Origin of the sequence: Streptomyces sp. cg35 (genome assembly GCF_050410835.1) — a bacterium.
Taxonomy (GTDB): domain Bacteria; phylum Actinomycetota; class Actinomycetes; order Streptomycetales; family Streptomycetaceae; genus Streptomyces.
In genome coordinates this window covers 1,532,685-1,553,682 of sequence record NZ_CP191268.1, presented here as the reverse complement: position 1 = coordinate 1,553,682, position 20,998 = coordinate 1,532,685, and the positions used below count along the sequence as shown (strand labels likewise).

At 72.2% G+C, this 20,998-nt stretch carries 15 protein-coding genes; 3 read left to right on the top strand and 12 right to left on the bottom strand.

Annotated elements, in window-relative coordinates; translation table 11 throughout:
• Nucleotides 1-67 precede the first annotated feature (67 nt).
• The 6 genes from ACQUQD_RS07445 to ACQUQD_RS07420 form a co-directional block, all read right to left on the bottom strand.
• On the bottom strand, nt 68-2,896 hold the full coding sequence (locus ACQUQD_RS07445) for an NHLP bacteriocin export ABC transporter permease/ATPase subunit (protein ID WP_428951173.1): 2,829 nt from the start codon (nt 2,894-2,896) through the stop codon (nt 68-70).
• A 1-nt stretch (nt 2,897) separates the two neighbouring features.
• Nucleotides 2,898-5,123 (bottom strand): NHLP family bacteriocin export ABC transporter peptidase/permease/ATPase subunit, encoded by a 2,226-nt coding sequence (locus ACQUQD_RS07440; protein ID WP_428951171.1) that lies wholly within the window; start codon nt 5,121-5,123, stop codon nt 2,898-2,900.
• Nucleotides 5,120-5,920, bottom strand: coding sequence for an HlyD family efflux transporter periplasmic adaptor subunit (locus tag ACQUQD_RS07435; protein WP_428951169.1), 801 nt, complete (start codon nt 5,918-5,920; stop codon nt 5,120-5,122). The genes ACQUQD_RS07440 and ACQUQD_RS07435 overlap by 4 nt, the downstream gene beginning before the upstream one ends.
• Nucleotides 5,921-6,052: 132 nt before the next feature.
• The gene (locus ACQUQD_RS07430; protein WP_428951168.1) at nt 6,053-6,280 is read right to left on the bottom strand and encodes a type A2 lantipeptide; all 228 of its coding nucleotides are present in this window, start codon (nt 6,278-6,280) and stop codon (nt 6,053-6,055) included.
• Nucleotides 6,281-6,564: 284 nt separating this feature from the next.
• The gene (locus ACQUQD_RS07425; protein ID WP_428951167.1) at nt 6,565-7,290 is read right to left on the bottom strand and encodes a DUF1275 family protein; all 726 of its coding nucleotides are present in this window, start codon (nt 7,288-7,290) and stop codon (nt 6,565-6,567) included.
• A 102-nt stretch (nt 7,291-7,392) separates the two neighbouring features.
• Nucleotides 7,393-8,367 carry a TauD/TfdA dioxygenase family protein gene (locus ACQUQD_RS07420; protein ID WP_428951165.1) on the bottom strand — a complete coding sequence of 325 codons (975 nt, stop codon included), beginning with the start codon at nt 8,365-8,367 and terminating at the stop codon, nt 7,393-7,395.
• Between the two features lie 444 nt (nt 8,368-8,811).
• Here ACQUQD_RS07420 and ACQUQD_RS07415 point away from each other — a divergent pair, with 444 nt between their 5' ends.
• The 3 genes from ACQUQD_RS07415 to ACQUQD_RS07405 all read left to right on the top strand — a co-directional run bounded on the left by ACQUQD_RS07415 (nt 8,812) and on the right by ACQUQD_RS07405 (nt 12,303).
• A complete protein-coding gene (locus tag ACQUQD_RS07415) occupies nt 8,812-10,044 on the top strand; it encodes an ROK family protein (RefSeq protein ID WP_428951164.1) in 1,233 nt (410 codons plus the stop codon).
• 59 nt (nt 10,045-10,103) lie between these two features.
• Complete coding sequence (locus ACQUQD_RS07410) at nt 10,104-11,024, top strand: LLM class F420-dependent oxidoreductase (RefSeq protein ID WP_428951163.1); 921 nt, start codon at nt 10,104-10,106, stop codon at nt 11,022-11,024.
• A gap of 223 nt (nt 11,025-11,247) precedes the next feature.
• Entirely contained in the window at nt 11,248-12,303 is a 1,056-nt protein-coding gene (locus ACQUQD_RS07405) for a LacI family DNA-binding transcriptional regulator (protein ID WP_428951162.1), read from the top strand.
• Here the strand turns inward: ACQUQD_RS07405 and ACQUQD_RS07400 are convergent.
• The 6 genes from ACQUQD_RS07400 to ACQUQD_RS07375 are packed head-to-tail and all read right to left on the bottom strand — an operon-like array spanning nt 12,284 to nt 20,861.
• Nucleotides 12,284-13,003 (bottom strand): GH12 family glycosyl hydrolase domain-containing protein, encoded by a 720-nt coding sequence (locus ACQUQD_RS07400; protein WP_428951161.1) that lies wholly within the window; start codon nt 13,001-13,003, stop codon nt 12,284-12,286. The genes ACQUQD_RS07405 and ACQUQD_RS07400 overlap by 20 nt on opposite strands.
• A gap of 42 nt (nt 13,004-13,045) precedes the next feature.
• Nucleotides 13,046-15,253 carry a glycosyl hydrolase family 95 catalytic domain-containing protein gene (locus ACQUQD_RS07395; protein ID WP_428951160.1) on the bottom strand — a complete coding sequence of 736 codons (2,208 nt, stop codon included), beginning with the start codon at nt 15,251-15,253 and terminating at the stop codon, nt 13,046-13,048.
• The gene (locus ACQUQD_RS07390) at nt 15,243-17,234 is read right to left on the bottom strand and encodes a beta-galactosidase (RefSeq protein WP_428951159.1); all 1,992 of its coding nucleotides are present in this window, start codon (nt 17,232-17,234) and stop codon (nt 15,243-15,245) included. The genes ACQUQD_RS07395 and ACQUQD_RS07390 overlap by 11 nt, the downstream gene beginning before the upstream one ends.
• A complete protein-coding gene (locus tag ACQUQD_RS07385) occupies nt 17,231-18,157 on the bottom strand; it encodes a carbohydrate ABC transporter permease (protein WP_428951158.1) in 927 nt (308 codons plus the stop codon). The genes ACQUQD_RS07390 and ACQUQD_RS07385 overlap by 4 nt, the downstream gene beginning before the upstream one ends.
• On the bottom strand, nt 18,154-19,188 hold the full coding sequence (locus ACQUQD_RS07380; protein WP_428951157.1) for an ABC transporter permease: 1,035 nt from the start codon (nt 19,186-19,188) through the stop codon (nt 18,154-18,156). Before ACQUQD_RS07380 ends, ACQUQD_RS07385 begins: the two co-directional genes overlap by 4 nt.
• Nucleotides 19,188-20,861 (bottom strand): extracellular solute-binding protein, encoded by a 1,674-nt coding sequence (locus ACQUQD_RS07375; protein ID WP_428951156.1) that lies wholly within the window; start codon nt 20,859-20,861, stop codon nt 19,188-19,190. Before ACQUQD_RS07375 ends, ACQUQD_RS07380 begins: the two co-directional genes overlap by 1 nt.
• Nucleotides 20,862-20,998 lie beyond the last annotated feature (137 nt).

Below are 20,998 nucleotides of genomic sequence, written 5' to 3'. Positions count from 1 at the left end.
ACCACGGCCCGGGTCACTCCGTGAACGCCCTCACCCCGGAACGGGCGCCGAGCGCCCGCCGCCCGTGTCAGGCCATCTGGCGCCGCACCAGTTCGTGCAGCCGTCCGCCCGTGTCCGCCAGCAGCTGCGCCGGCGCTCCCTGCTGGACGACACGGCCGGCCGACATGACGATCACCCGGTCCGCGTCCAGGACCGTCGACAGGCGGTGCGCGATCACGATCCGGGTCGCGCGCAGCGCCCGTGTGCTGTCGATGACGGTGCGCTGTGTCTCGTTGTCGAGCGCGCTCGTGGCCTCGTCGAAGAACAGGAGGCGCGGGCGGCGGATCAGCGCCTGCGCGATCATCAGACGCTGCCGCTGCCCGCCCGATATCGCGCCGCCGCCCGCGATCATCGTGTGCAGCCCCATCGGCATCCGCTTGATGTCCTCGGCCAGCCCCGCCATCTCCGCCGCGGCCATCGCCTCCTCCTGGGTGAACGACTCGGCGCCGCAGATGCAGTCGAGGATCGAGCCGGTCAGCGGCTGCGCGTTCTGCAGGACGACCCCGCACTGGCGCCGCACCGCCGCCTGGTCCAGCGCCGAGAGGTCCTGGCCGTCGTACAGGACACTGCCGGACGTCGGCCCGTCGAAGCCGATCAGCAGCCGCAGCAGCGTCGACTTGCCGCAGCCGCTCTCGCCGACCACCGCCACGAACTCGCCGGGGCGGATCGCCAGCGACACGTCGTCGAGGACCAGCGGGCCGTCGTCGGTGTACCGGAACGACAGCCCGCGCGCCTCCAGTGCCCCGGTCAGCTCGCCCGGCTGGGTCGCCGACCCGCGCACCTCGGGCTCCGCGTCGAGCACCGGCTTGATCTGCTCGTACATCGGCAGCACGGCGGCCGCCGAGATCAGCGCGCCCGTCAGCTGCGTCACGGACGTCAGGAGCATCGTCACCGCGGTGTTGAACGTGAGGAACGCCGCCGCCGACAGGCTGCCCCGCGCGGGACCGGCGAGCAGCATGAACATCACCAGCGAACACAGCGGCAGATACACGGCGTTGAGCACCGTCGTCACGTTCTTGATGCGGCCGGCCCGGCGCTGCAGATCCCGGCTGCGCGCGAACTCCTTCGCCCACGCCGCGTACGCGAAGCTCTCCGCCCCGGCGACCCGCAGCTTCGGCAGACCGCGCAGGGTCTGGAACGCCCGGTTGTTGAGCTTGTTGCCGAGCTCCACCAGGCGCCGCTGCCAGCGCAGTTCCCACAGCCCGAGGGTGAGGAAGACCGCCGCCACGACCACCAGCATGCCGAGCGCCGCCAGCGCCAGCGGCACGCTGTACAGGAGGAGCAGCACCAGGTTCATCGCCCCGATGGTCACCGACTGCACGACGACCGGACCCACCCCGGACAGCAGCCTGCGGATCGCGCTGATGCCCATCGCCGCGCTCGCCAGCTCGCCGGTCGAGCGCGCCGCGAAGAACCGGGTCGGCAGCCGCAACAGCCGGTCCCAGACGGCGGGTTGCAGCACGCTCTCGACGCGGCCCTCGACCCGCAGCACCGTCAGGTTCTGCAGCAGCATGAAGACCGCCGACACGACACTGGTGATCACCACGGCCAGGGAGACCTGCGTGATCAGGTCGGTCTGCGCGTTCGGCACGTACGTGCCGAGGACCTGGCCCGTCGCGACCGGCACGAGCGAGCCGAGCCCCACCGTCACCAGCCCCGCGAGCAGCAGCCTGCGGACGTCGGAGCCCGCGGCGCGCATGCTGAACCGCGCCAGCCGCCAGGGCGTCAACTCACCCTCGGGCAGCGGGCGGTAGAGCATCACCGCGCGCTCCTCGAAGTCCTCCACGGTGTCCTCGTCGATACGGGTGCCGCGCTCGCCGGAGGGGTGCACGGCCTCGTAGCCGCCACGCCGCCACAGCAGCGCGACCGGCGCTCCGGACGCGGCGCGGAAACCCACCAGCGGCCCCGTGTCCTGGCGCCACCAGGCGCCGACGAGCCGCACCGGCCGGGTCCGGATCCGGGACGCGACCGCGATCTGCTCGACCGGGTCGATCCGGTCGCTGACCGCGCCGCCGTGCCCCGGCTCCACGAGCGTGATGCCGGACGCGTCCGCGACCACCTTGCAGGCGGCGTACGTCGCGTCGACGCCGGCCCGCGCGCCCCGGGCCCGCCGCCCGGGCGAGCCGATCGACGCGAGCAGGGTCCGGTCGGCCTGCTCGCGGACCGCCTCGCCCGCGCGGATCCCGGCCGCCGTGCGGTCCTCGTGCGCGCTCTCCAGCCGCTCGATCCACCGGTCCAGGGTGGACAGCAGCCGGTACTGCTGGTTGACCATCCGCTGCCACAGGGCGCCGTCGACCAGGAGATCGGCGGCCGCGTCCGCGGCGTACGCCGCCCCGTACTGCACGCTGCCCGGGGAGAGCTGGGGCCACAGCACGTCGTCGTCGCCGGTGACGTCGTCGTCCGTCGTGCGCCCGTCGAGCGGCGCCTCGAACAGCACCCGCTGCCCGCGTCCGACGCCGAGCGCGAACGCCTCCTCCAGCAGACTCCACGCCATGTCGTACGACCCGTCGGCCGACAGCTGCGCAGCCGGCGTGTACGGCAGCTCGCGCAACGGGATGCGGCGCAGCGCGCACCCCGCCAGCGGCCGCCCCACCAGGGTGTGCTGGGTGCCCTCGACCGGGCCGAGCAGCAGCGTGCCCGGCTCCAGGCGGCCCAGGAAGTGCCAGTGCCCCTGCGCGTGCGCGTCCACCGCGAACAGGTCGAGCGCGCCGTCCACGACGAGCCACAGCACCTGCGGCCCCTCCAGCGGCAGACTGCGCAGACCCGTGCAGTCGAAGGGGGTGCCCAGCCCGCCGAACGCCGCCACCACCTGGTCCGCGGCGGCGTGCGAGGTGAACTCCGGTGGGGTGTAGGTCACTTCAGTGCTCCCTGACCAGCTCGGCGTACGGCCCCGCGGCCGCGACCAGATACTCGTGACGGCCGCGCTCGACGACCTGCCCGTGGTCGAGCACCACGATCTCGTCGCTGTCGCGCACCGTGCTCAGCCGGTGCGCGATGACCACGCACGCGCAGCCGCGCCGCCGGATGTTGTCCATGACGACCTGTTCGGTCTCGGCGTCCAGCGCGCTCGTCACCTCGTCCAGCACCAGGATGCTGGGACGGCGCACCAACGCCCTCGCGATCTCCAGGCGTTGACGCTGGCCGCCGGAGAAGTTGCGGCCGTCCTGCTCGACGCGGCTGTGCAGCCCGCCGGGGCGTCGCGCCACCACGTCGTACAGGCACGCGTCGCGCAGCGCGTCGGCGACCGCCTCGTCGGAGATCGACGGGTCCCACAGCGCCACGTTGTCGCGGACCGTGCCCTCGAAGAGGAACACGTCCTGGTCGACGAAGGACACCGACGCCGCGAGCGCGCCCCGCGGGATGTCGTCCAGACGCCGGCCGTCGATCCGGATGACGCCCTCCCAGGGCGCGTACAGACCCGAGATCAGCCGGGAGACCGTCGACTTGCCGCTGCCGGAGCCGCCGACGAGCGCCACCTGCTGGCCGGGGCCGACCGTCAGGGAGAACCCCGAGAGCAGCGGCTTGTCGAGCGGGCTGTAGCCGAAGGTGATCTCCTCCAGCTCGACATGGCCCTTGAGCCGGCGCGTGCTGTGCGCCGCCTCCGTGCGCGCGTACAGCGAGTCGACGGGGAAGTTCTCGACGTCCTTCAGACGCGCCACGTCGGCGGCGAAGTCCTGGATCCGGCCCGCGACTCCGTTGAGCCGGGTGATCGGCGCCGTGAAGCGGGTGACGAGCGCCTGGAAGGCGACCAGCAGACCCACCGACAGATGCCCCTCGACGGCGCGCAGCCCGCCGATCCACAGGATCAGCGCGCTGTTCAGCGTCGCCAGCGTGGGGGCGACGACACCGAGCCACGCGCTCGGCACCCCGAGCCGCTGCTGCTCCTCCAGCGTCGTCGCGTGCTGCCCCGCCCACCGCCGGAAGTAGCCGTTCTCGCCGCCGGTGGCCTTCATCGTCTCGATCAGCTGAAGACCCGTGTACGAGGTGTTCGTGAGCCGCGCCGTGTCCGCCCGCAGCTTCTGCGTCCGCGTCGCGCGCAGCCGGATCACGATCCGCATCGCCACCACGTTCAGCAGCGCGATGCCGACGCCGACCATCGTCAGCTGCGGGTCGTACGTCCACAACAGCGCCGCGTACAGCAGCACCACGATGCCGTCGACCCCGGCCGCGGTGAGATCGCGGGCCAGTGTCTCGGCGACCGCGTCGTTCGACTGGAGCCGCTGCACCAGATCGGCCGGGCTGCGCTGCGCGAAGAACGTGACCGGCAGCCGCAGCAGATGGCGGAAGAAGCGGGCGCTGCTCAGCGTCGAGGAGATGATGCGGCCGCGCAGCAGATTCGCCTGCTGCAGCCAGGTCAGCGCGGCCGTCAGGGCCACCATCGCACCCATCGACGCGAACAGAGCGCCGAGCAGCGAGGTCTGATCGCCTATCAGGAACAGGTCGATGTACGTCCGGCTGAGCGCGGGCACCGCCGCGCCCACGGCCACCAGCAGCAGACTCGCGAGCAGTGCGGCCAGCATCGTGCCGGTCGTCCCGCGCAGCCGTCCGGGCAGTGCCTTCAGGACGCCCGGGCGGCGTCCTCCCGTCCGGAAGTCCGCGCCCGGCTCCAGGACCAGCACCACGCCTGTGAAGCTGGTGTCGAAGTCCTCCATGGCCACGAACCGGCGGCCCTTGTCCGGGTCGTTGATGTACACACCGCGGCGCCCGAAGCGCCGCCCCGTGCCGTCGTAGACGACATAGTGGTTGAACTCCCAGAACAGGATCGCGGGGCCCTGCACATCGGCGAGCGCGGCCGGCTCCATCTGCATGCCCTTGGCGGTCATGCCGTAACTGCGGGCCGCCTTCAGCAGGTTGCTGGCCCGCGAGCCGTCGCGCGAGACGCCGCACGCGATCCGCAGTTCCTCCAGCGGGACGTGCCGGCCGTGGTGCGCGAGCACCATGCCCAGGGCGGCGGCGCCGCACTCGACGGCCTCCATCTGCAGCACCGTGGGCGTGCGCACCGTCCTGCGGCGCCGGGGCGGCGGGGGAGCGGGCCGGGCGCGGCGGCGACCGTGTCCCGCGGGCGGAAGCGAGGTGCTCGTCACGGCAGCAGCCAATCGATCGGGCGCTGCTCGGCGAGATGCACGGCGCCGGAGGCGAGGGTCATGGAGGTGAGGGCGTAGGGCGGACCGTCCGCCGTCGACCAGGCGTACCCGGATCTCGTCGACGCCGACCTGGTGAGCCGCACGAGCACCGGAACCCGCGGGCCGCTCTTGCTGAACTGCGCGGCCAGTTCACCGTCCCCGAGGAAGTCGGCGACCTGCCGTCGCGTCTGCGCGGCCCGTCCCACCGCCTTCACCGTGCCGCGCAGCACCCCGTACTGCTGGGCCGCGGGCACGGTGAGATCGACCGAGGCGCCCGCGGGCACGTTCGCCGCGCCGGTCGCGGGCACGTACAGCATCGCGAGCAGCGGATCGCGCGCCGACGCGGTCTTCTCCAGCGTCGCGACGTCCGCGCCCGTGGTGACCACGGCGCCGATCCGTGCGACGAGCGCGGTGACCCGGCCCGCGTCGATGGCCCGCACGACCCGGTTCCCCTGTTCCGTACGGACCTTGAGCAGGGGCGCGTTCGCGGTGACGCGCTGCCCCTCCTTCACGTACAGGCCGGTGACCTGACCGGTCACCGGGGTCTGCAGGACGTAGCTGCCCTGTCCGTAGGTGAGGATGCCGCTCGCCTTGAGCGTCGAGGACACCGAACCCGTCACGGCCCACACGCAGGAGGCGGCCATGACGACGACGGTCACGGCGAGGGCGAGCAGACCCTGCGGCCGCGCGAGGCGCACCGGAAGGTCGAGCTCCTCCGGCGACTGCAGTTTGCTGAGGGCCTGTTGGCGGAACTGCACGGGATGCTTCCCTTACGTTGCTGAGGTCCGGGCACCGGGCCCGGACGCGCCCGAAGGCCCCGGGACAGCAGTCCCGAGGCCTTGGGGCCGCCGCCGGTCAGGTCGGCGGCGGCGCGATCCGTCGGATCCGACTCAGAGGCCGGAGACCAGGCCGGTGGCCAGGCCCGTGACGGCGCCGGCGTTGACGCCGGTCAGGCCCTCGACCGTGCCGGTGACGCCCGAGACGACGCCGGAGACCGGGGCGATGGAGTCAACGGTGCCGGTCAGGTTGCCGGCGAGGCCGCCGACGAGACCGCCGGACACGTTGTCCAGCTCGGCGTCGGAGATCTCGAGGGTCTCGACCTGGGGGGTGTTGCTCATGAGGGGAGCCGCCCTTCTCAGTGGGGATATCTGGCGTATTCGAAAAACGCGGCAGGCATCGGGATTCGGTGGATCCGAATCAATGACAACCAGCGGTGCGGAGGATGTAAGCACGTCGACGCGTCGCACAGCCAATCGGAAGGTCGCCGCTCAGGGGGAATGTGCGAGGTCAATTACCTCAAGGTGCAGGGGTGTTCACGGGCCGGTAGCAGCTCCTTCACATCCTTCACCGCGTGAATTCCGAGAAGGCCGGGTCCACTTTCAGCAAAATGGACACTCGCGCATCAATGGGTTTCGTCGTGTGTACCCTGCAATGGATTTTTGTGAATCGTCGTGACTGCTCTGCGCAATCGATGTGCAGGTTTCTGGCATCCCAGGGCGGCGGCGCTCAGGGCGGCCGGAGCCGCGAACCCCCACGACGGTGCGGCCTCGTGCACGGCGACGGCACACGCGGCCCCGCCGACGACCGCCAAGAGGCGTGCGGCGACCCAGAGTTGACCGGGCCCACGCCCCGATCCGTCCGCCACGCCGGTGACCAACGTGGTGAGGGTCCCGGTGAAGTAGGTGGTCGGCGCGGCCCCCGACCCGGCCGCGACCATCGCCGCCGACTGCCCGCCCATCGCGAGTGCGGCGACCACGAGCAGCACCGTCCGCCACGGCGCGCCCGGCCGCCCGTCGAGCACCCCGCCCGCCACGGCGACACCCGCCAGCAGCACGGTCTGCCCCACGAGGCAGGCCACGACCCGGCCCGGCCAGTCGGGACGCGGCGCCACGCCCCGGCACACGAGAGCCGTGAGCGCGGCTCCCGCGATGTATCCGCCCAGTGCGTACAGCGGAGCGGACACGCCCTCCGTGCCGCCGGGCCCGTGCCCCACCGCCACGCCGAGCAGCACGAGGTTCCCGGTCATCACGCCGGCGAACACGGTCCCGAGGGCGGTGAACGCCAGCGCGTCCACCGCCCCCGAGGCGCCGGCCAGCAACAGGAGGGAGAGCTGCGCGCGTCGGTTCATGCCCCGACGGTAGGCCGCGCGGCGCCGCGCACCTGCCCGGCGACAGGCGGGCTCCCTCCTACGGCGCACACGCGAGCCGCCGCCCGCCCGGGGGCGCGTGAGTCACCCGGCGGCGGCAGGCACCGCCGTGGGGGCGTCGGTCCCGGCGGTCGAGGCGCCGGAGGCGATCCCGTGCTCCGGCTCGGGCACGGACTCGGGCGACAGCAGCACCGAGCGCCGGCCGTCCACGCCGACCGGCACGTCCCCGTCGACGGTGACGCGGGCCAGCTTGCGCTCGTGGCCGTCGGAGTCGTCGACGCCGTAGTGCTGGGTGGCGCGGTTGTCCCAGATCGCGACGTCGCCGACGCGCCACTGCCAGCGGACCGTGTTCTCCGGACGCTCGATGTGCCGCTGGAACAGGTCGATGAGGTCGCGGGAGTCGCGGCCGGTGAGACCGGAGATCCTCTGCACGAAGTTGCCGAGGAGAAGCGTGTGTTCGCCGGTCTCCGGGTGGACGCGCACGACCGGGTGCTCGGTCAGGAACTTGATCTTGGCGAAGACGTCCCGGAACCGCTGGAGCTGCTCCGGGACCGCGTCGGGACGCAGGGCCGCGTAGTCGTAGTCGTTCGAGTGGACCGCACGCAGGCCGCGGGCGAGCTCCCGCAGCGGGGCGGGGAGGTTCTCGTACGCCGTCGCAGTGTTGGCCCAGAGGGTGTTGCCGCCGTACGGGGGGACCGTGCGGGCGTGCAGGATGGAGAACGCCGGATAGGCGGGGACGAACGTCACGTCGCTGTGCCACTGGTTGGCGCGGCCGCCGTAGTCCGAGTCGACGGGGAACGAGTAACGGCCGTCGGTGGACGGCACGGTGGGGTGGGCCACCGGTGTGCCGAGCAGCCGCCCGAACGCCTCGTGGGACGCGGTGTCCAGATGGTCCTGGCCGCGGAAGAAGACGACCTTGTGGGTGAGCAGGGCGTCGCGGACGACGGTGACGGTCTCGGGGGACAGGCCGCCGGAGAGGCGGACGCCCTCGATGACGGCGCCCAGGCGGCCGCCCAGTTTGGTCACGGTGACGGTCGTCTCGGGGGTGGTCGTGGTCATGGGGGACGGATCCTTTCGAGCGGGGTTTCTTTCTGAGCGGAAGCAATTGGGGCGGGCGTGCTGTGGGCACGGCCTCGCGGCGTTCGGGGGTGCCGTTCCGATAGCGGCTTCAGGCGTTCTGTGGCTGGTCGCGCAGTTCCCCGCGCCCCTTGCGGGGCGCATGCGTCACGGTGCTGAAAGAGTTCAGGGACAGAGGTGGCGGGGACACGTCGGTGCGGACATGGGTCGGAGCGTCGCAACCGTGCGCGCGGAGCGTCAACCGCCCCGGCCGGTCGGCCGGCCGCGCTCTCCGAGCTCCAAGTACCGCTCTGAGCTGCACAGTCGAGAGGGCTGCCGGGCGCGGGCACGCCCCTCGCGAATTCACGGCGCCGCAACACTGCCGACCCCGCCGCCGCCCGGGGCCGCGTAGGCTTCGGGCCCCCGCCGCCTCCGCCAGGAACCCCGATGCCGCCCACCGACGACCCCACGGCCCCTCCCGCGCGGATGGCCGGTGACGGCCGGCGCGACGCCAACGCCGCGACCGTGCTGCGCACCGTCCTCGATCACGGTCCCGTCGCCCGCGGCGGCGTCGCCCGGCTCAGCGGGCTGAGCCCGGCCGCCGTCTCCCGCCAGTGCTCCGACCTCGGCCGCCGGGGCCTGCTGCGCGACCTGCCGGAACTGGCGGCCGGCGGGACCGTGGGGCGCCCGCAGATCCCCGTCGACCTGCACACCGGCGACCCGGGCGGACCACTCGCCGGGGGGCTGCACATCGGGGTGCCGGCCTCCACGTTCGGTCTGGTGGACCTGCGCGGCCGGGTGGTGGCCCGCCGGACCTTCCGGCACCACGGCCTCGATCCGAGCCGCGTCGCGGATCAAGTCGCCGTAGAACTGCGGGAGTTCCTCGCCGGACGGCCGAAGGGCAGGCCGCTGCTCGGTGTCGGGGCCATGCTCGGCGGCTGGGTCGAGCCCGTCGCCGGGACCGTCGTGCGGCACGACGCGCTGGGCTTCCGTCACCGCCCGCTCGCCGCCGAGCTCTCCCGGGCGCTCGGCCTGCCGGTCCGCCTCGACAACCACGCCCGCGCCATCGCCCAGTCGGAGATCCTCTTCGGGCGGCCCGCCGCGCGGCGCAGCCTCGTCCACCTCTTCGTCGGGAACGTCGTCGACGCCGCCCTCGGGATCGCGGGCGTCGTGCACCGCGGACCACGCTCCGGGGCGGGCGACGTGGCCCATCTGCCGGTGCCGGACTCGACCGAGCGCTGCGCCTGCGGGCGCACCGGCTGCCTGCAGGCCACCGCCTCCGACACCGTCCTCGCCGAGACCGCCGTGCGCCGCGGCATCATCCCCGAGCCGCACGCCATGCTCCTGTGGGACGCGGCGGCGGCCGGCGATCCGCGCGCCGACCGGCTGCTGCGCGCCCGGGCGCGGGCCGTCGGCCGGTCGGTCGCGCTGCTGCTGGACGTGCTCAACCCCGATCTCGTGGTGATCACCGAGCAGTCGAGCGTGCTCAACTCCGCGTACCTGGAGGAGATCCGGGGCGCCGCCGTCGACCACTCGCACGTCTGCGACGACCCCGGACGGATCGTCAGCCCGCACGCCGGACCGGCCGTGCTCCCCGTCGCCGCCGGAACCGTGCTCCTGAACCGGCTGTTCAAGAACCCCCTGCAGGCGGGCGACGCACTGCTCACCGGCGCGGGCTGACACGAACTGTTCATGTTCCAGGGGGAATCCGCTCCCCGCGTGATCGCGTTCTCCCGGTCATGACTGTGGGAGTGACACTCGACACGTCCGGCACCAACCTCCTCATCGACGACGTGGTGCGCCAGGCCCGCGAGGCCCGCGCCTCGGGACTCTCGTCCCTCTGGTTCGGGCAGACCCTCGGCTACGACTCGCCGACGCTCGCGGCACTCGTCGGCCACGCCGTCCCCGACATCCGGCTCGGCACCTCCGCGATCCCCGTCTTCGGCCGGCACCCGCTGCTCGTGGCGAGCCAGGCGCAGACGGCCCAGGCCGCCACCGGCGGGCGCTACCACCTCGGGCTCGCGCTCGGCACGAAGCTGGTCACCGAGGGCGCGTTCGGCCTCCCGTTCGAGCGTCCCGTCGCCCGGCTGCGGGAGTTCCTCACCGCGCTGCGGCACCTGGTGGAGACCGGGGAGGCCGACTTCGAGGGTGAGCTGATCACCGCGAGGACCCCGCTGCCGGCCGTCGTGCCCGGCGCCGAGCCGCCCGTCCCGCTGCTCGTCGCCGCCATGGGCCCGCAGGCCCTGCGCGTCAGCGGCCGCCTCGCCGACGGGATCCTGCCGTATCTCGCGGGCCCGCGCGCCCTGGAGGAACACATCGTCCCCGAGGTCACCCGGGCCGCAGAGGAGGCGGGCCGCCCGGCACCGCGCATCGTCGCCTTCGTGCCCGGCGTCGTCACCCCGGACCCCGACGCACTGCGGCCGAGGCTCCACGAGCAGCTCTCCTTCTATGCGCAGATCCCGTCCTACGCCCGCGTCGTCGAGCTCTCCGGGCACAGCCACCCCGCCGATCTCGCCGTCGTCGGCGACGAGAAGCACCTCGCCGACGCGGTGCGCCGCTACCGCGACGCGGGCGCCACCGATGTCGTCGTCTCGGTGACCGAGGCCGACGGCGACGAGTCCCGGCTGCGCACCTGGGAGGTGCTGGGCGAACTGGCCTGACGCCTACTTCCCCGTCCCGTGCCCGAGCGCGGCAACCTGTCATTACTCTGTGCGGAGGGGGCGGGGCGGGCGTCGGCTGTCGAAGCGCTTCGACAGACTCCTGGACAGGCGACCGTCGGCCCCCATAGGGTCGACCTGTCGAACGGTCAAAGGCATTCCGCCCCCGTCGAAGCGCTTCGCGCCGGCGTCGCTTCGTCCTTTCGTAACGGCTCAGGAGAACGACATGGTCACGCTCGCCGAGGTCGCCCGGCACGCCGGAGTCTCCGCCAGCACCGTGAGCTACGTCCTCAGCGGCAAGCGGTCCATCTCCGCCGCCACCCGCGAGCGCGTCGAGAGCAGCGTGCGCCAGCTCGGCTACCACCCGAACGCGGGCGCGCGGGCCCTGGCCAGCAGCAAGTCGAACATCATCGCGCTGATGGTGCCGCTGCGCACCGACATGTACGTGCCGGTGATGATGGAGATCGCGATGGCCGTCGCCACCGCCGCCCGCACCCACGGCTACGACATCCTGCTGCTCACCGGCGAGGAGGGCGCCCAGGCGGTGCGCCGCATAGAGGGCAGCGCGCTCGCCGACGCCATGATCGTGATGGATGTCGAGCTGGACGACGAGCGGCTGCCGCTGCTGCGCAGCGCGAGCCGCCCCGCCGTCCTGATCGGACTGCCGTCCGACACCGCGGGACTCACCTGTGTGGACCTCGACTTCGCCGCCGCCGGAGCCGTCTGCGCCCAGCACCTGGCCGACCTCGGGCACCGTGAGATCGCGGTCATCGGCGAGGCCGCCGCGGTGTACGAGCGGCGCACCGGATTCGCCGAGCGGACCCTGACGGGCCTGCGCGAGCGCAGCAACGAACTGGGCCTGCGGCTGCTGCACCGCCCCTGCGAGGGCTCGTACGCCTCGGTCTCGGCAACGTTGTCGCGGATCTTCGACGAGCGGCCCGGCACGACCGCGTTCGTCGTGCAGAACGAGGCCGCGACCGACCCGCTGCTCGCCCTGCTGCGCCAGTCGGGCCGCGCCGTGCCCGAGGACGTGTCGGTCGTCGCCGTCTGCCCCGAGCAGGTCGCCGCGCACGCCTCGGTGCCGCTCACCTCGGTCGCGGTGCCCGCGCAGGAGATGGGGCGGCGCGCCGTCGAGCAGGTCATCGCCCGGATCGAGGGGCGCGGCTCGGACGAGGAAGTCGCCCTGATCGCACCGGAGCTGACCGTGCGCGAGAGCGCGGCTCAGGCGCCCCCCCGGAGCCTGAGCCGCGCATCGGACGGCGTCAGCCGCCGAAGACGCTGAAGCTGTTCGTGGTGAAGTCCAGGCCGCCGGCCGACGACGTGATCTCGTAGCCGAACTGGACGTCACCGATCGTCTCGTCGCCCCACCAGCCCTTGGTGTCCTTGATCCACTTCAGGATCGGCAGGATGTTCACCGTGCCGGACGTCGAGTCCGAGGTGCGCAGGAACGAGTAGACCTCGTTGGCGCCGTTGTTCCCCTTGTAGACGGTCCAGGTGTGACCGCCGAGCGTGACAGTGCCCTGCGAGGTGCCGAGCGGGCCGACGGCGCCGTTGTAGTTGACCCAGAGCATGACCTCGTGGTCGTAGTCGCTGTCCCAGATGTCGTACGACGTGTTGTACGCGCCCGACGACGGCACCGTCACGTTGTAGCCGCTGGTGAGGGAGGACAGTGCACTGATCGGCTTGTTCACGACCTTCTTCGCGTTCGGGTAGGACTTGATGCCGCCCGTGTTCGGGTGGTTCGCCCACACGCCCCAGTTCGACGAGGAGTTGGCCCAGATCGTCTGGGAGCCCGCGCCCGAGCCCCAGATGTTGTTGTAGAGGGTGTAGCCGTCCGAAGTGGTGTAGTTGCCCCACTGCTCGGACGACGACCAGACCGCCGCCTGCGCGGGGGCGGCGGCGAGGGCGAGCGCGGCCGAGGCGGCCAGCGCGGAGCCGAGGAGCGTGCGGCGTCGTACGGAGGGTCGTGCGGTGGGTGCCATGGTGTCCCTTTCCATGGTCGGTGGGGTTTCGTGGGGGAGGAACTACCGCGTACTCAGCACGAGTTCGCGGTCCTCGCCGGCGGTCAGGCGCAGCCGCCCGGATCCGCCGGCGGGGGTCTGCAGGTCCACGTCCGCGTCGCGGTCCGGGCGCACGAGAGCCGTGCAGCGGCCGCCGCCCCACGCCAGGTCGACGCGCGCGCCGAACCGGGTGCGCAGACCGGACACGGAACCGCGCGGCCAGGCCGCGGGCAGGGCCGGCAGCAGCACGAGCCGGCCGGGAGCGGACTGGAGCAGGGTCTCGGTGAGCAGCGCGGGCAGCGTGTGCGCGGCGTCGGCGTTGTACACGTCGCGGCGCGGATAGTGCGCGCTCATCAGGGAGCGGTGGAAGTAGTCGCCGCTCAGCACCCGGCTCAGGGCCTGCGTGACCCGGTCCGGGTCGCGCAGGCGGGCCGCGACCAGGGCGTGGTGGAGGTGGCCGTGCGCCGAGTCGTTCTCGGCGCCGCGCAGTTCCAGCGCCCGGTGCGCCGCCTTCGCCCACTCCGGTGTGTCGTACGGGTTGATGTCCTGGTGCGGCCACACCGGGTACAGGTGGCTCAGGTGCCGGTGGTCGTAGGAGTCGTCGAGGCCCGGCCAGGCCCATTCGGCCAGCGCACCGTCGGAGTTGATCCGGAAGTCGGGCAGCCGGTCGGCGAGTGCGCGCCGCCGGTCGCCGTCGGGTCCCGGGTCCCACGCGGCGGCGGTGCGCAGGGCGTGCCGGGCCGCCGCGATGTCCATCGTGGCGTTCAGCGTGCCCCAGCTCGCGTTCGCGGGCCGGTTCTCCGGCGAGTACGACGGCACGACCACCACGCGCCCGTCGGGGCCCGTCCGGGTGAGGAAGTCCTCGTAGAACAGGGCGAGTTCGCGAATGGCCTCACGGAGCCAGGCGGGCCGCACCCCCGTCGTCTCGGCCTGCTCGACGAGAGGCGTGAGGAGCCAGTCGGCTCCGGCCGTCCACAGGTGCACGGGCCAGGCGCGCTGGAAGTGGTACGCGTGCCCCGACGTGCCGTCGGTGTGCGCGGGCGCGACGATGCCGCGCGCCCCGAAGATCTCCCGCGCGTTGTCCCGCCAGTCCGCCAACTGCCCCTGAATCAGAGCCCCTTGCGCATCGGTCACCTCGGGCAGCGCGCAGACGGCCGCGGATGCCGTCTGGAGGTTGAGATTGGCGTCCGTGGTGAACGCGCCCGACCAGGCCGTGTCCCACGCGCCGGTCCACAACCCCGTGAGCCGGGGCGGCAGGGCGCCGGACGCGCTGAGCAGGTGATAGCGGCCCGCGGCGAACAGCCGCTCCAGGAGGGCGTGACTCCCGGTCCGCTCCAGCAGCTCGGAGCCCGCCAGGCCGCGTTCGGTGCGGGGCGCGTTCAGACTGAACGCGACCCGTTCGTACGCGGTGCGGTGCAGCGCCTCGTGCCGGGCGAGGAGCCGCTCGTACGTCGTCGCCGCGTCGCCCGTCACCAGCGCGGCCAGCCCGGCCGCCTCGGCGCCCGCGTCCAGCTCCCCGGGATGCCGGCGCACCCGCGTGAGCAGGAGCAGGCCGGACGCGCCGACGACCCGGACCCCGGTGCCGCTCACCGCGGCGCGCCCGCCGTCCGTCAGCGCGAGCGTCACCCCCGTGTACGCGAGGTCGCTCCCCGGGTACCGGCAGCGCAGCGTCAACTGGGCACCTGCCGGGGTCAGGACGACGGAGCGGCCGACCCCGAGCCCGCTCGGCACCCCGGAGAGCCGGTGGTCGAGGGAGAGCGCCCCGTCGAGCCCGGGCCCGGTGACGTACTGCACGACGACGTCGTCCGCGCGGGACACGAACACCCGGCCGTGCCAGCCGCCGCACCGTGCCCCGGCCACGCCCGTCGCGAAGTCGACCGAGCGCCGGTAGCCGCGCCACACCACGCTGTCCCGCACGAACCGCACGACGAAGGCCGGATGGAACGCCTGCACCCAGCGCAGCTCCCGGTCGTCCGTGAACCGCTCGGCGGCGCTCGCGTCACCGTCCAGCAGCCGGTCCTGGAGCGAACGCAACCGGTCCGCCAGCGCCGGCGGCCGGGGCGGCGGCCCCCCGTCCGGGCGGACCAGCGCATGATGGGTGACGATCACCCGGTCGTCGTGCGGATCGCCGAACACGAGAGCGCCATGGCGGCCGTTGCCGCTGAGGAAGGCGTCCTCCCAGCGCCCGGCGGGGGCCGGCTCCCACGTGCCGTGCGGATGCTCAGGCAGCACCGTGCCCCCGCGCCTCGCGCGCCAGCACCGCGACACCGAACCGGCCGAGCGTCACGGACCCCGTGTGCGCGGCGCCGCTCAACACGTCCCGGTAGGCCGTGCCGTCCGGCAGCGTGACCGTGACGTCACCGCGCCCGTGGTGCAGCAGGAACAGCAGCCCGCCCCGGCGTACGGCCTCCACCCCTGCGGGGAGGCCGGACAGTGGAGGCCGTACGTCCGCCCCGGCGGCCACGTTCGCGAGCAGCGAGCGCAGCGCCGGGGGCTCGGGGAGCGTGGAGAGGTACCAGGCGCGGCCGCGGCGCAGCACGGCGGGCAGCCCGTCGAGGTCGCCGCCGCGGTACGCGGCCACCACCTCGACGCCGGGCGCCGCCGTCAGTTCCTCCGACCAGAGCGTGCCGGCGAACTCCCCGCAGTCCACGGTCTCCCGGTCCTCCAGCGGCCACCACTCGTGCACCGTGCGGATACCGAACAGCTCCCGCAGCCGCGCGTCCATGCCGCCGGGCCGTACCCGGTCGTCGGCGTCGGCCGTCCCGGTGAAGAACCCGCACACGAGCGTCCCGCCGCCCCGCACGTACGCCACCAGGTTCTCGACGGCCGCGTCCGTCAGCAGATACAGCTGCGGCACGACGACCACCTCGTACGCGGACAGGTCGTGCTCGGGATGCGCGAAGTCGGCGGTGAGGTGGGCCTCCCACAAGGCCCGGTGCCAGGCCCGCACCACGTCCTCGTACACGACCCGCGTCGACGGCCTGCCGTCCTGAGTGCCCGCCCACCAGGAGTGCCAGTCGTGCAACACAGCAATCTGCGAGGGCACTTGAGTGCCCGTCACCTCGCTGCTGAGCTGTGCGAGTTCGGCGCCGATCCGTTTCACCTCGGCGAACGAGCGGCCCTCCTCGCCCGCGTGGCCGAGCATCCCGGAGTGGAACTTCTCCGCGCCCTGCCGGGACTGCCGCCACTGGAAGTAGCAGACCGCGTCCGCGCCGCGCGCCACGGCCTGGAGCGACCAGAGACGGTTGAGGCCGGCCGGCTTGGGGTGGTTGACCCCGCGCCAGTTCACCGGGCCGGCGGCCTGCTCCATCAGCATCCACGGCCCCCGCGCCTGACTGCGCGTCATGTCCGCGATCATCGCGTTGTACTGGCCGCCCAGCGGATCGCGCGGATCGGGATAGACGTCCACGGAGACGACGTCCTCCTGCGCCGCCCACGCCCAGGCGTCCTGGCCCACCCACAGCGGCATGAAGTTGGTGGTGACCGGGATGTGCGCGGGGGAGTGGCGGCGGACCAGGTCGCGTTCGGCGACGTAGCACTCCATGAGCGCGTCCGAGGTGAAGCGGCGGAAGTCCAGGAGCTGGGCCGGATTGCGCAGGTACTGGGCCCGGCGCGGCGGGATCACGTCCTCCCACGTCTCGACGTGCTGGCTCCAGAAGGCCGTGCCCCAGGCCGCGTTGAGCGCGTCGAGGGTGTCGTACTTGGCGCGCAGCCAGTCGCGGAACGCGCGGGCCGCCTCGTCGCCGTAGTCGAACGTGCAGTACTCGTTGTTGATGTGCCACATCCGCAGGGCCGGGTGCCGGCCGTAGCGGACCGCGAGGTCCTCGGTGATCGCGGCGGCGTGCCGGCGGTAGACGGCGGAGGAGTGCGCGAACTGCTGGCGCGAGCCCCACCACACCGTCCGCCCGTCCTCGTCGCGCGGCAGCGTCTCCGGGTGCAGGCGGCCCAGCCACGGCGGCGGGGAGGCGGTCGGCGTGGCGAGGACGACGCCGATGCCGTGCGCGTGCAGCAGGTCGAGGAGCCGGTCCAGCCAGCCGAACTCCCGCGCTCCCGGGCGTGGTTCGATCCGCGCCCACGCGAACACGCCGACCGTGACCGAGGTGACGCCGGCCTCCTTCATGAGCCGTGCGTCGTCGGCCCACACCTCCTCGGGCCACTGCTCGGGGTTGTAGTCGCCGCCGAAGAGCAGCCGGCCCTCATGCGCGATGGTCACCCCTTCACCGCCCCCGTCAGCATGCCCTTCTTGAAGTGGCGCTGGACGAACGGCGACGCCACCGCGACCGGGATCAGTGCCAGCACCATGACGGCCATCTGCAGCCCCAGCGCGGACAGTTCACCCGAGCGGACCGCCTGCGCGAGACCGGTCGGGGCCTCGGTGTGCTTCTGGACGAGCTGGATCAGCACGTTCTGCAGCGGCAGCATCCGCTGGTCGGTGAGGTAGATCGAGGCGTTGAACCAGGCGCTCCAGTACCCCACCGCGTAGAACAGCGAGATGACGGCGAGCACCGCCCGCGACAGCGGCATGATGATGGTCAGCAGGATGCGCAGGTCACCTGCCCCGTCGATACGGGCGGACTCGGTGAGCTCGGGCGAGATCCCCATGAAGAAGGCCCGCAGGACCAGGATGTTGAAGACGCTCACCGCGCTCGGCAGGATCAGCGACAGATAGGTGTCGGTCAGCCCCAGCGACTGCACCAGCAGGTACGTCGGGATGAGGCCGGCGCCGAAGAACATCGTCGCCATCATGGTCATCAGGAAGAACCGGTGGCCGAGGCTGCCCGGCCGGGACAGGCCGTAGGCCGCGAGCACCGACACCGCCATCGAGAACAGCGTGCCGAACAGGGTGACGCCGGCCGACACCAGGATGGCCCGGCTGACCTGGCCGCCGCTGAGCAGCTCCGTGTAGTTGACGAAGGTGATGCCCTGCGGGAGCACGACCAGGCCGCCGGCCCGGTCGATCACGGGCTTGGGGGACAGGCTCGTCACGATCACGATCCACAGCGGGCCGAGCACCCCGAGGCAGCACAGCGCGAGCAGACCGCCCTTCGCGGTGAGCCCCGCACGGTTCGGCGGCTCCTCCCACACGGGCCGGGCCGGGGCCTTCAGGCTGCGGATCAACTGCGTGTTGAGGCTCACTTCTTGTACACCCCCTGCTCGCCGAGGAGATGCGCGAACTTGTTCGCGCCCAGGACGAGACAGACCCCGATGACGCCCTTGACCAGGCCGACCGCGGCCGCGTAGCTGAAGTCGCCGTTCTGGATGCCCATGTTCCACACGTAGGTGTCGAGCACCTCGCTCGCACCCGTCCCGACGGCGTCGCGCTGGAGCAGGAACTGCTCGAACCCGACGCTGAGCGCGTCGCCCACGCGCAGCACGAGCAGCAGCGCGATCACCGGCCGCAGCGCGGGCAGCGTGACGTGCCACATGCGGCGCCATCGGCCCGCGCCGTCCATCGCGGCGGCCTCGTACAGATCGGTGCTGACGGCGGCGAGCGCGGCGAGGAACACGATGATCCCCCAGCCGGCGTCCTTCCACACGGCCTGCGCGGTGACCAGGTACTTGAACAGGCTCGCGTCCGTCATCAGGTCGAAGCCGCCCCACCCGTGGTTCTCCAGGGTCTGGGCGATGATGCCCGCGCCGCCGAAGACCTGCTGGAACACGGTGACGACGAGCACCCACGAGAAGAAGTGCGGCAAGTACATGATCGCCTGCGCGACGGCCCGCACCCGGGGCCGGATCACGCTGTTGATGAGCAGCGCGAGGGCGATCGGGACCGGGAAGAACAGCACCAGCTGGAGCACGAACAGCACGAGGGTGTTGCCCACCGCGTCCCAGAACAGCGGGTCGCCGAACATCCGCGAGAACTGCTCCACGCCGACCCAGGGACTGTGCAGGATCGCCGTGATGCCGTTGCTGGAGACGTACGGGTCGTAGTCCTGGAAGGCGACGACGTTGCCGAGCAGCGGTACGTAGTTGAAGAGCAGGAGCAGACCGACGGCGGGCAGCGTCATCAGGATGAGCGTCCGGTCACGGCGCAGCCGGTCCCGCCACGGGACCCGGTCGGCCCGGCGCGCCCGCTTCCCCTCGGCCGGGGCGGCGGCCGCCGGCTCCTCGACGGCCACCGCGGCACGCGCGCCCTCGGGCCTGCTCCCGGCCGTGAGAGACATCAGTTGCCGCTGCCGTTCTTCTCGACGAGCTTCTGGTACCAGTCGCGCAGCTTGTCGCCGCCGGAGGACTTCCAGGTGGAGATGGCGGCCTGCACGTCGGACAGCTTCTTGTTGCCGCGCACGTAGTCGATCTCCAGCTGCTCGAACTGGCTGGAGAGGTTCGCGTACCGGGACGGCTCGACGATGTTCATGCCGTACGTGGAGGTCTTCTTCGCGAACGCGCCCATCCGCTGCTCCCACTCGACCTTCTTGCGGGCGATGCCGGGGTGGTCGGGGTGCGCGACGTAGGGGGCGGGTCCGGCCAGCATGACCCAGGCGTTGATGACCTCGGAGTTGCCCAGGTCGTTCTTGACCGGGACGCCGTCCTCGACCGTGTAGTGGGTGCCCTCGACGCCGTAGTCGACGAGCATCCGTTCCTTGGTGCCGTACGGGGCGGCCGCGAAGTCGGCGGCGGCGAGCGCGTTCTCGACCGTCGCCTTGGAGGCGCCCTTGCGGACGAACGACCAGATGGTGGCGGGCTGGCCCGCGTGCAGGACCGGGTCGCCGCCGTCCGCGCCGAAGATGTCCATGCCGTCGATGACGAAGTCCGGGTTGGACTTCGCCTGTTCGGCGGTCTTGGTGTACCAGTGCGAGAAGTCGTTGTTGTAGGCGAGGATCTGGCCCGCGACGAACCGGTTGCTCGCGTCGCCCGAGCGCGCCTTGTCATCGGGGTGCACCACGCCCGCGTCGAACAGCTTGCGGGTCCACTCGAGCGCCTCGAGATACTCGGGCTGCTCGACGCGGTACTGCATCTTCCCGCCCTCCAGCGTCCAGCCGAGCGGGCCGGAGGCGCGCACCCCGAAGATGTTGAAGGCCGTCCAGCTCATGTCGCCGCAGGCGTACACCTTGGCCTTGGAACTGGTCGCCTCCTTGGCCCAACTCAGGAACTCCTCAGGGGACTTGGGGACGGACCAGCCCTTCTTGTCGAAGATGTCCTTGCGGTAGTAGGGCACGATGAAGGTCGAGCTCGCCGAGGGCATCGGGATGCCGCGCAGCGCGCCGCCGAAGATGCCCATGCGCCAGGAGTCGGAGGGGATCGCGGCGAGGTTCGCGTACTTCTTGACCTTGTCGCCCGCGAGGTACGGGCCGAGGTCCATGAACTTCGCGGTGACCGCGTTCGGGATCTTCCCGACCAGCTCCCAGCCCGGCACCACGACCATGTCGGGGATCGCGCTGGAGGCGAGGACGGCGCCCAGCTTCTCGCCGTACTCGTTGCCGTCCTGGTTCTGCCAGGTGATCCTGGTGCCCGCCGCCTTGTCGAGCTGCGTGTAGTAGGCGCAGCCGGGCTTCGGCGGGGAGCCCCAGAACGGGGCCATGACCTTGAGGGGAGCGCCGGTCGCGAGCTTGTCCGGGACCGAGGTCGCCAGGGCCGAGAGCTCCACCTTGCCGGTGTAGCCCGCCGCCGAGCCGTTCTTCGACGGGAGGTCCGGCGGAGCGAGCCTGCTCGCCACGAAGGCCGGCAGCAGCTTGGCCGCGTCCTTCCCGGACGTCGTGCCTTCCCGGTCCTTGCTGTCCGATCCGCCACAGGCGGTGAGCAGCGGCACCCCACCGGCCACGGCAGCGGCGGCCACGGCGGTGGAGGCCAGGAAACGTCTCCGGCTGGGAGCGGGGGCGGAAGGCGAGTTCGGCGTCATTGCTGCACCCTTCAAGGAACGCGTCGCATCTGTGTCGAAGCGCTTCGATGTTGCAGCGAGGCTAGGGGAACGTTTCCGGGGTCACAAGATTGGTGCGCGGAATTCCTCAACTGACTTTCGGTGCAACGCCCTTGACA

Coding starts and splice junctions, on each gene's coding strand:
- ACQUQD_RS07430 (WP_428951168.1), bottom strand. CDS start 6,280: ATGAGCAACACCCCCCAGGTCGAGACCCTCGAGATCTCCGACGCCGAG.
- ACQUQD_RS07425 (WP_428951167.1), bottom strand. CDS start 7,290: ATGAACCGACGCGCGCAGCTCTCCCTCCTGTTGCTGGCCGGCGCCTCG.
- ACQUQD_RS07420 (WP_428951165.1), bottom strand. CDS start 8,367: ATGACCACGACCACCCCCGAGACGACCGTCACCGTGACCAAACTGGGC.
- ACQUQD_RS07415 (WP_428951164.1), top strand. CDS start 8,812: ATGCCGCCCACCGACGACCCCACGGCCCCTCCCGCGCGGATGGCCGGT.
- ACQUQD_RS07410 (WP_428951163.1), top strand. CDS start 10,104: ATGACTGTGGGAGTGACACTCGACACGTCCGGCACCAACCTCCTCATC.
- ACQUQD_RS07405 (WP_428951162.1), top strand. CDS start 11,248: ATGGTCACGCTCGCCGAGGTCGCCCGGCACGCCGGAGTCTCCGCCAGC.
- ACQUQD_RS07400 (WP_428951161.1), bottom strand. CDS start 13,003: ATGGCACCCACCGCACGACCCTCCGTACGACGCCGCACGCTCCTCGGC.
- ACQUQD_RS07380 (WP_428951157.1), bottom strand. CDS start 19,188: ATGTCTCTCACGGCCGGGAGCAGGCCCGAGGGCGCGCGTGCCGCGGTG.
- ACQUQD_RS07375 (WP_428951156.1), bottom strand. CDS start 20,861: ATGACGCCGAACTCGCCTTCCGCCCCCGCTCCCAGCCGGAGACGTTTC.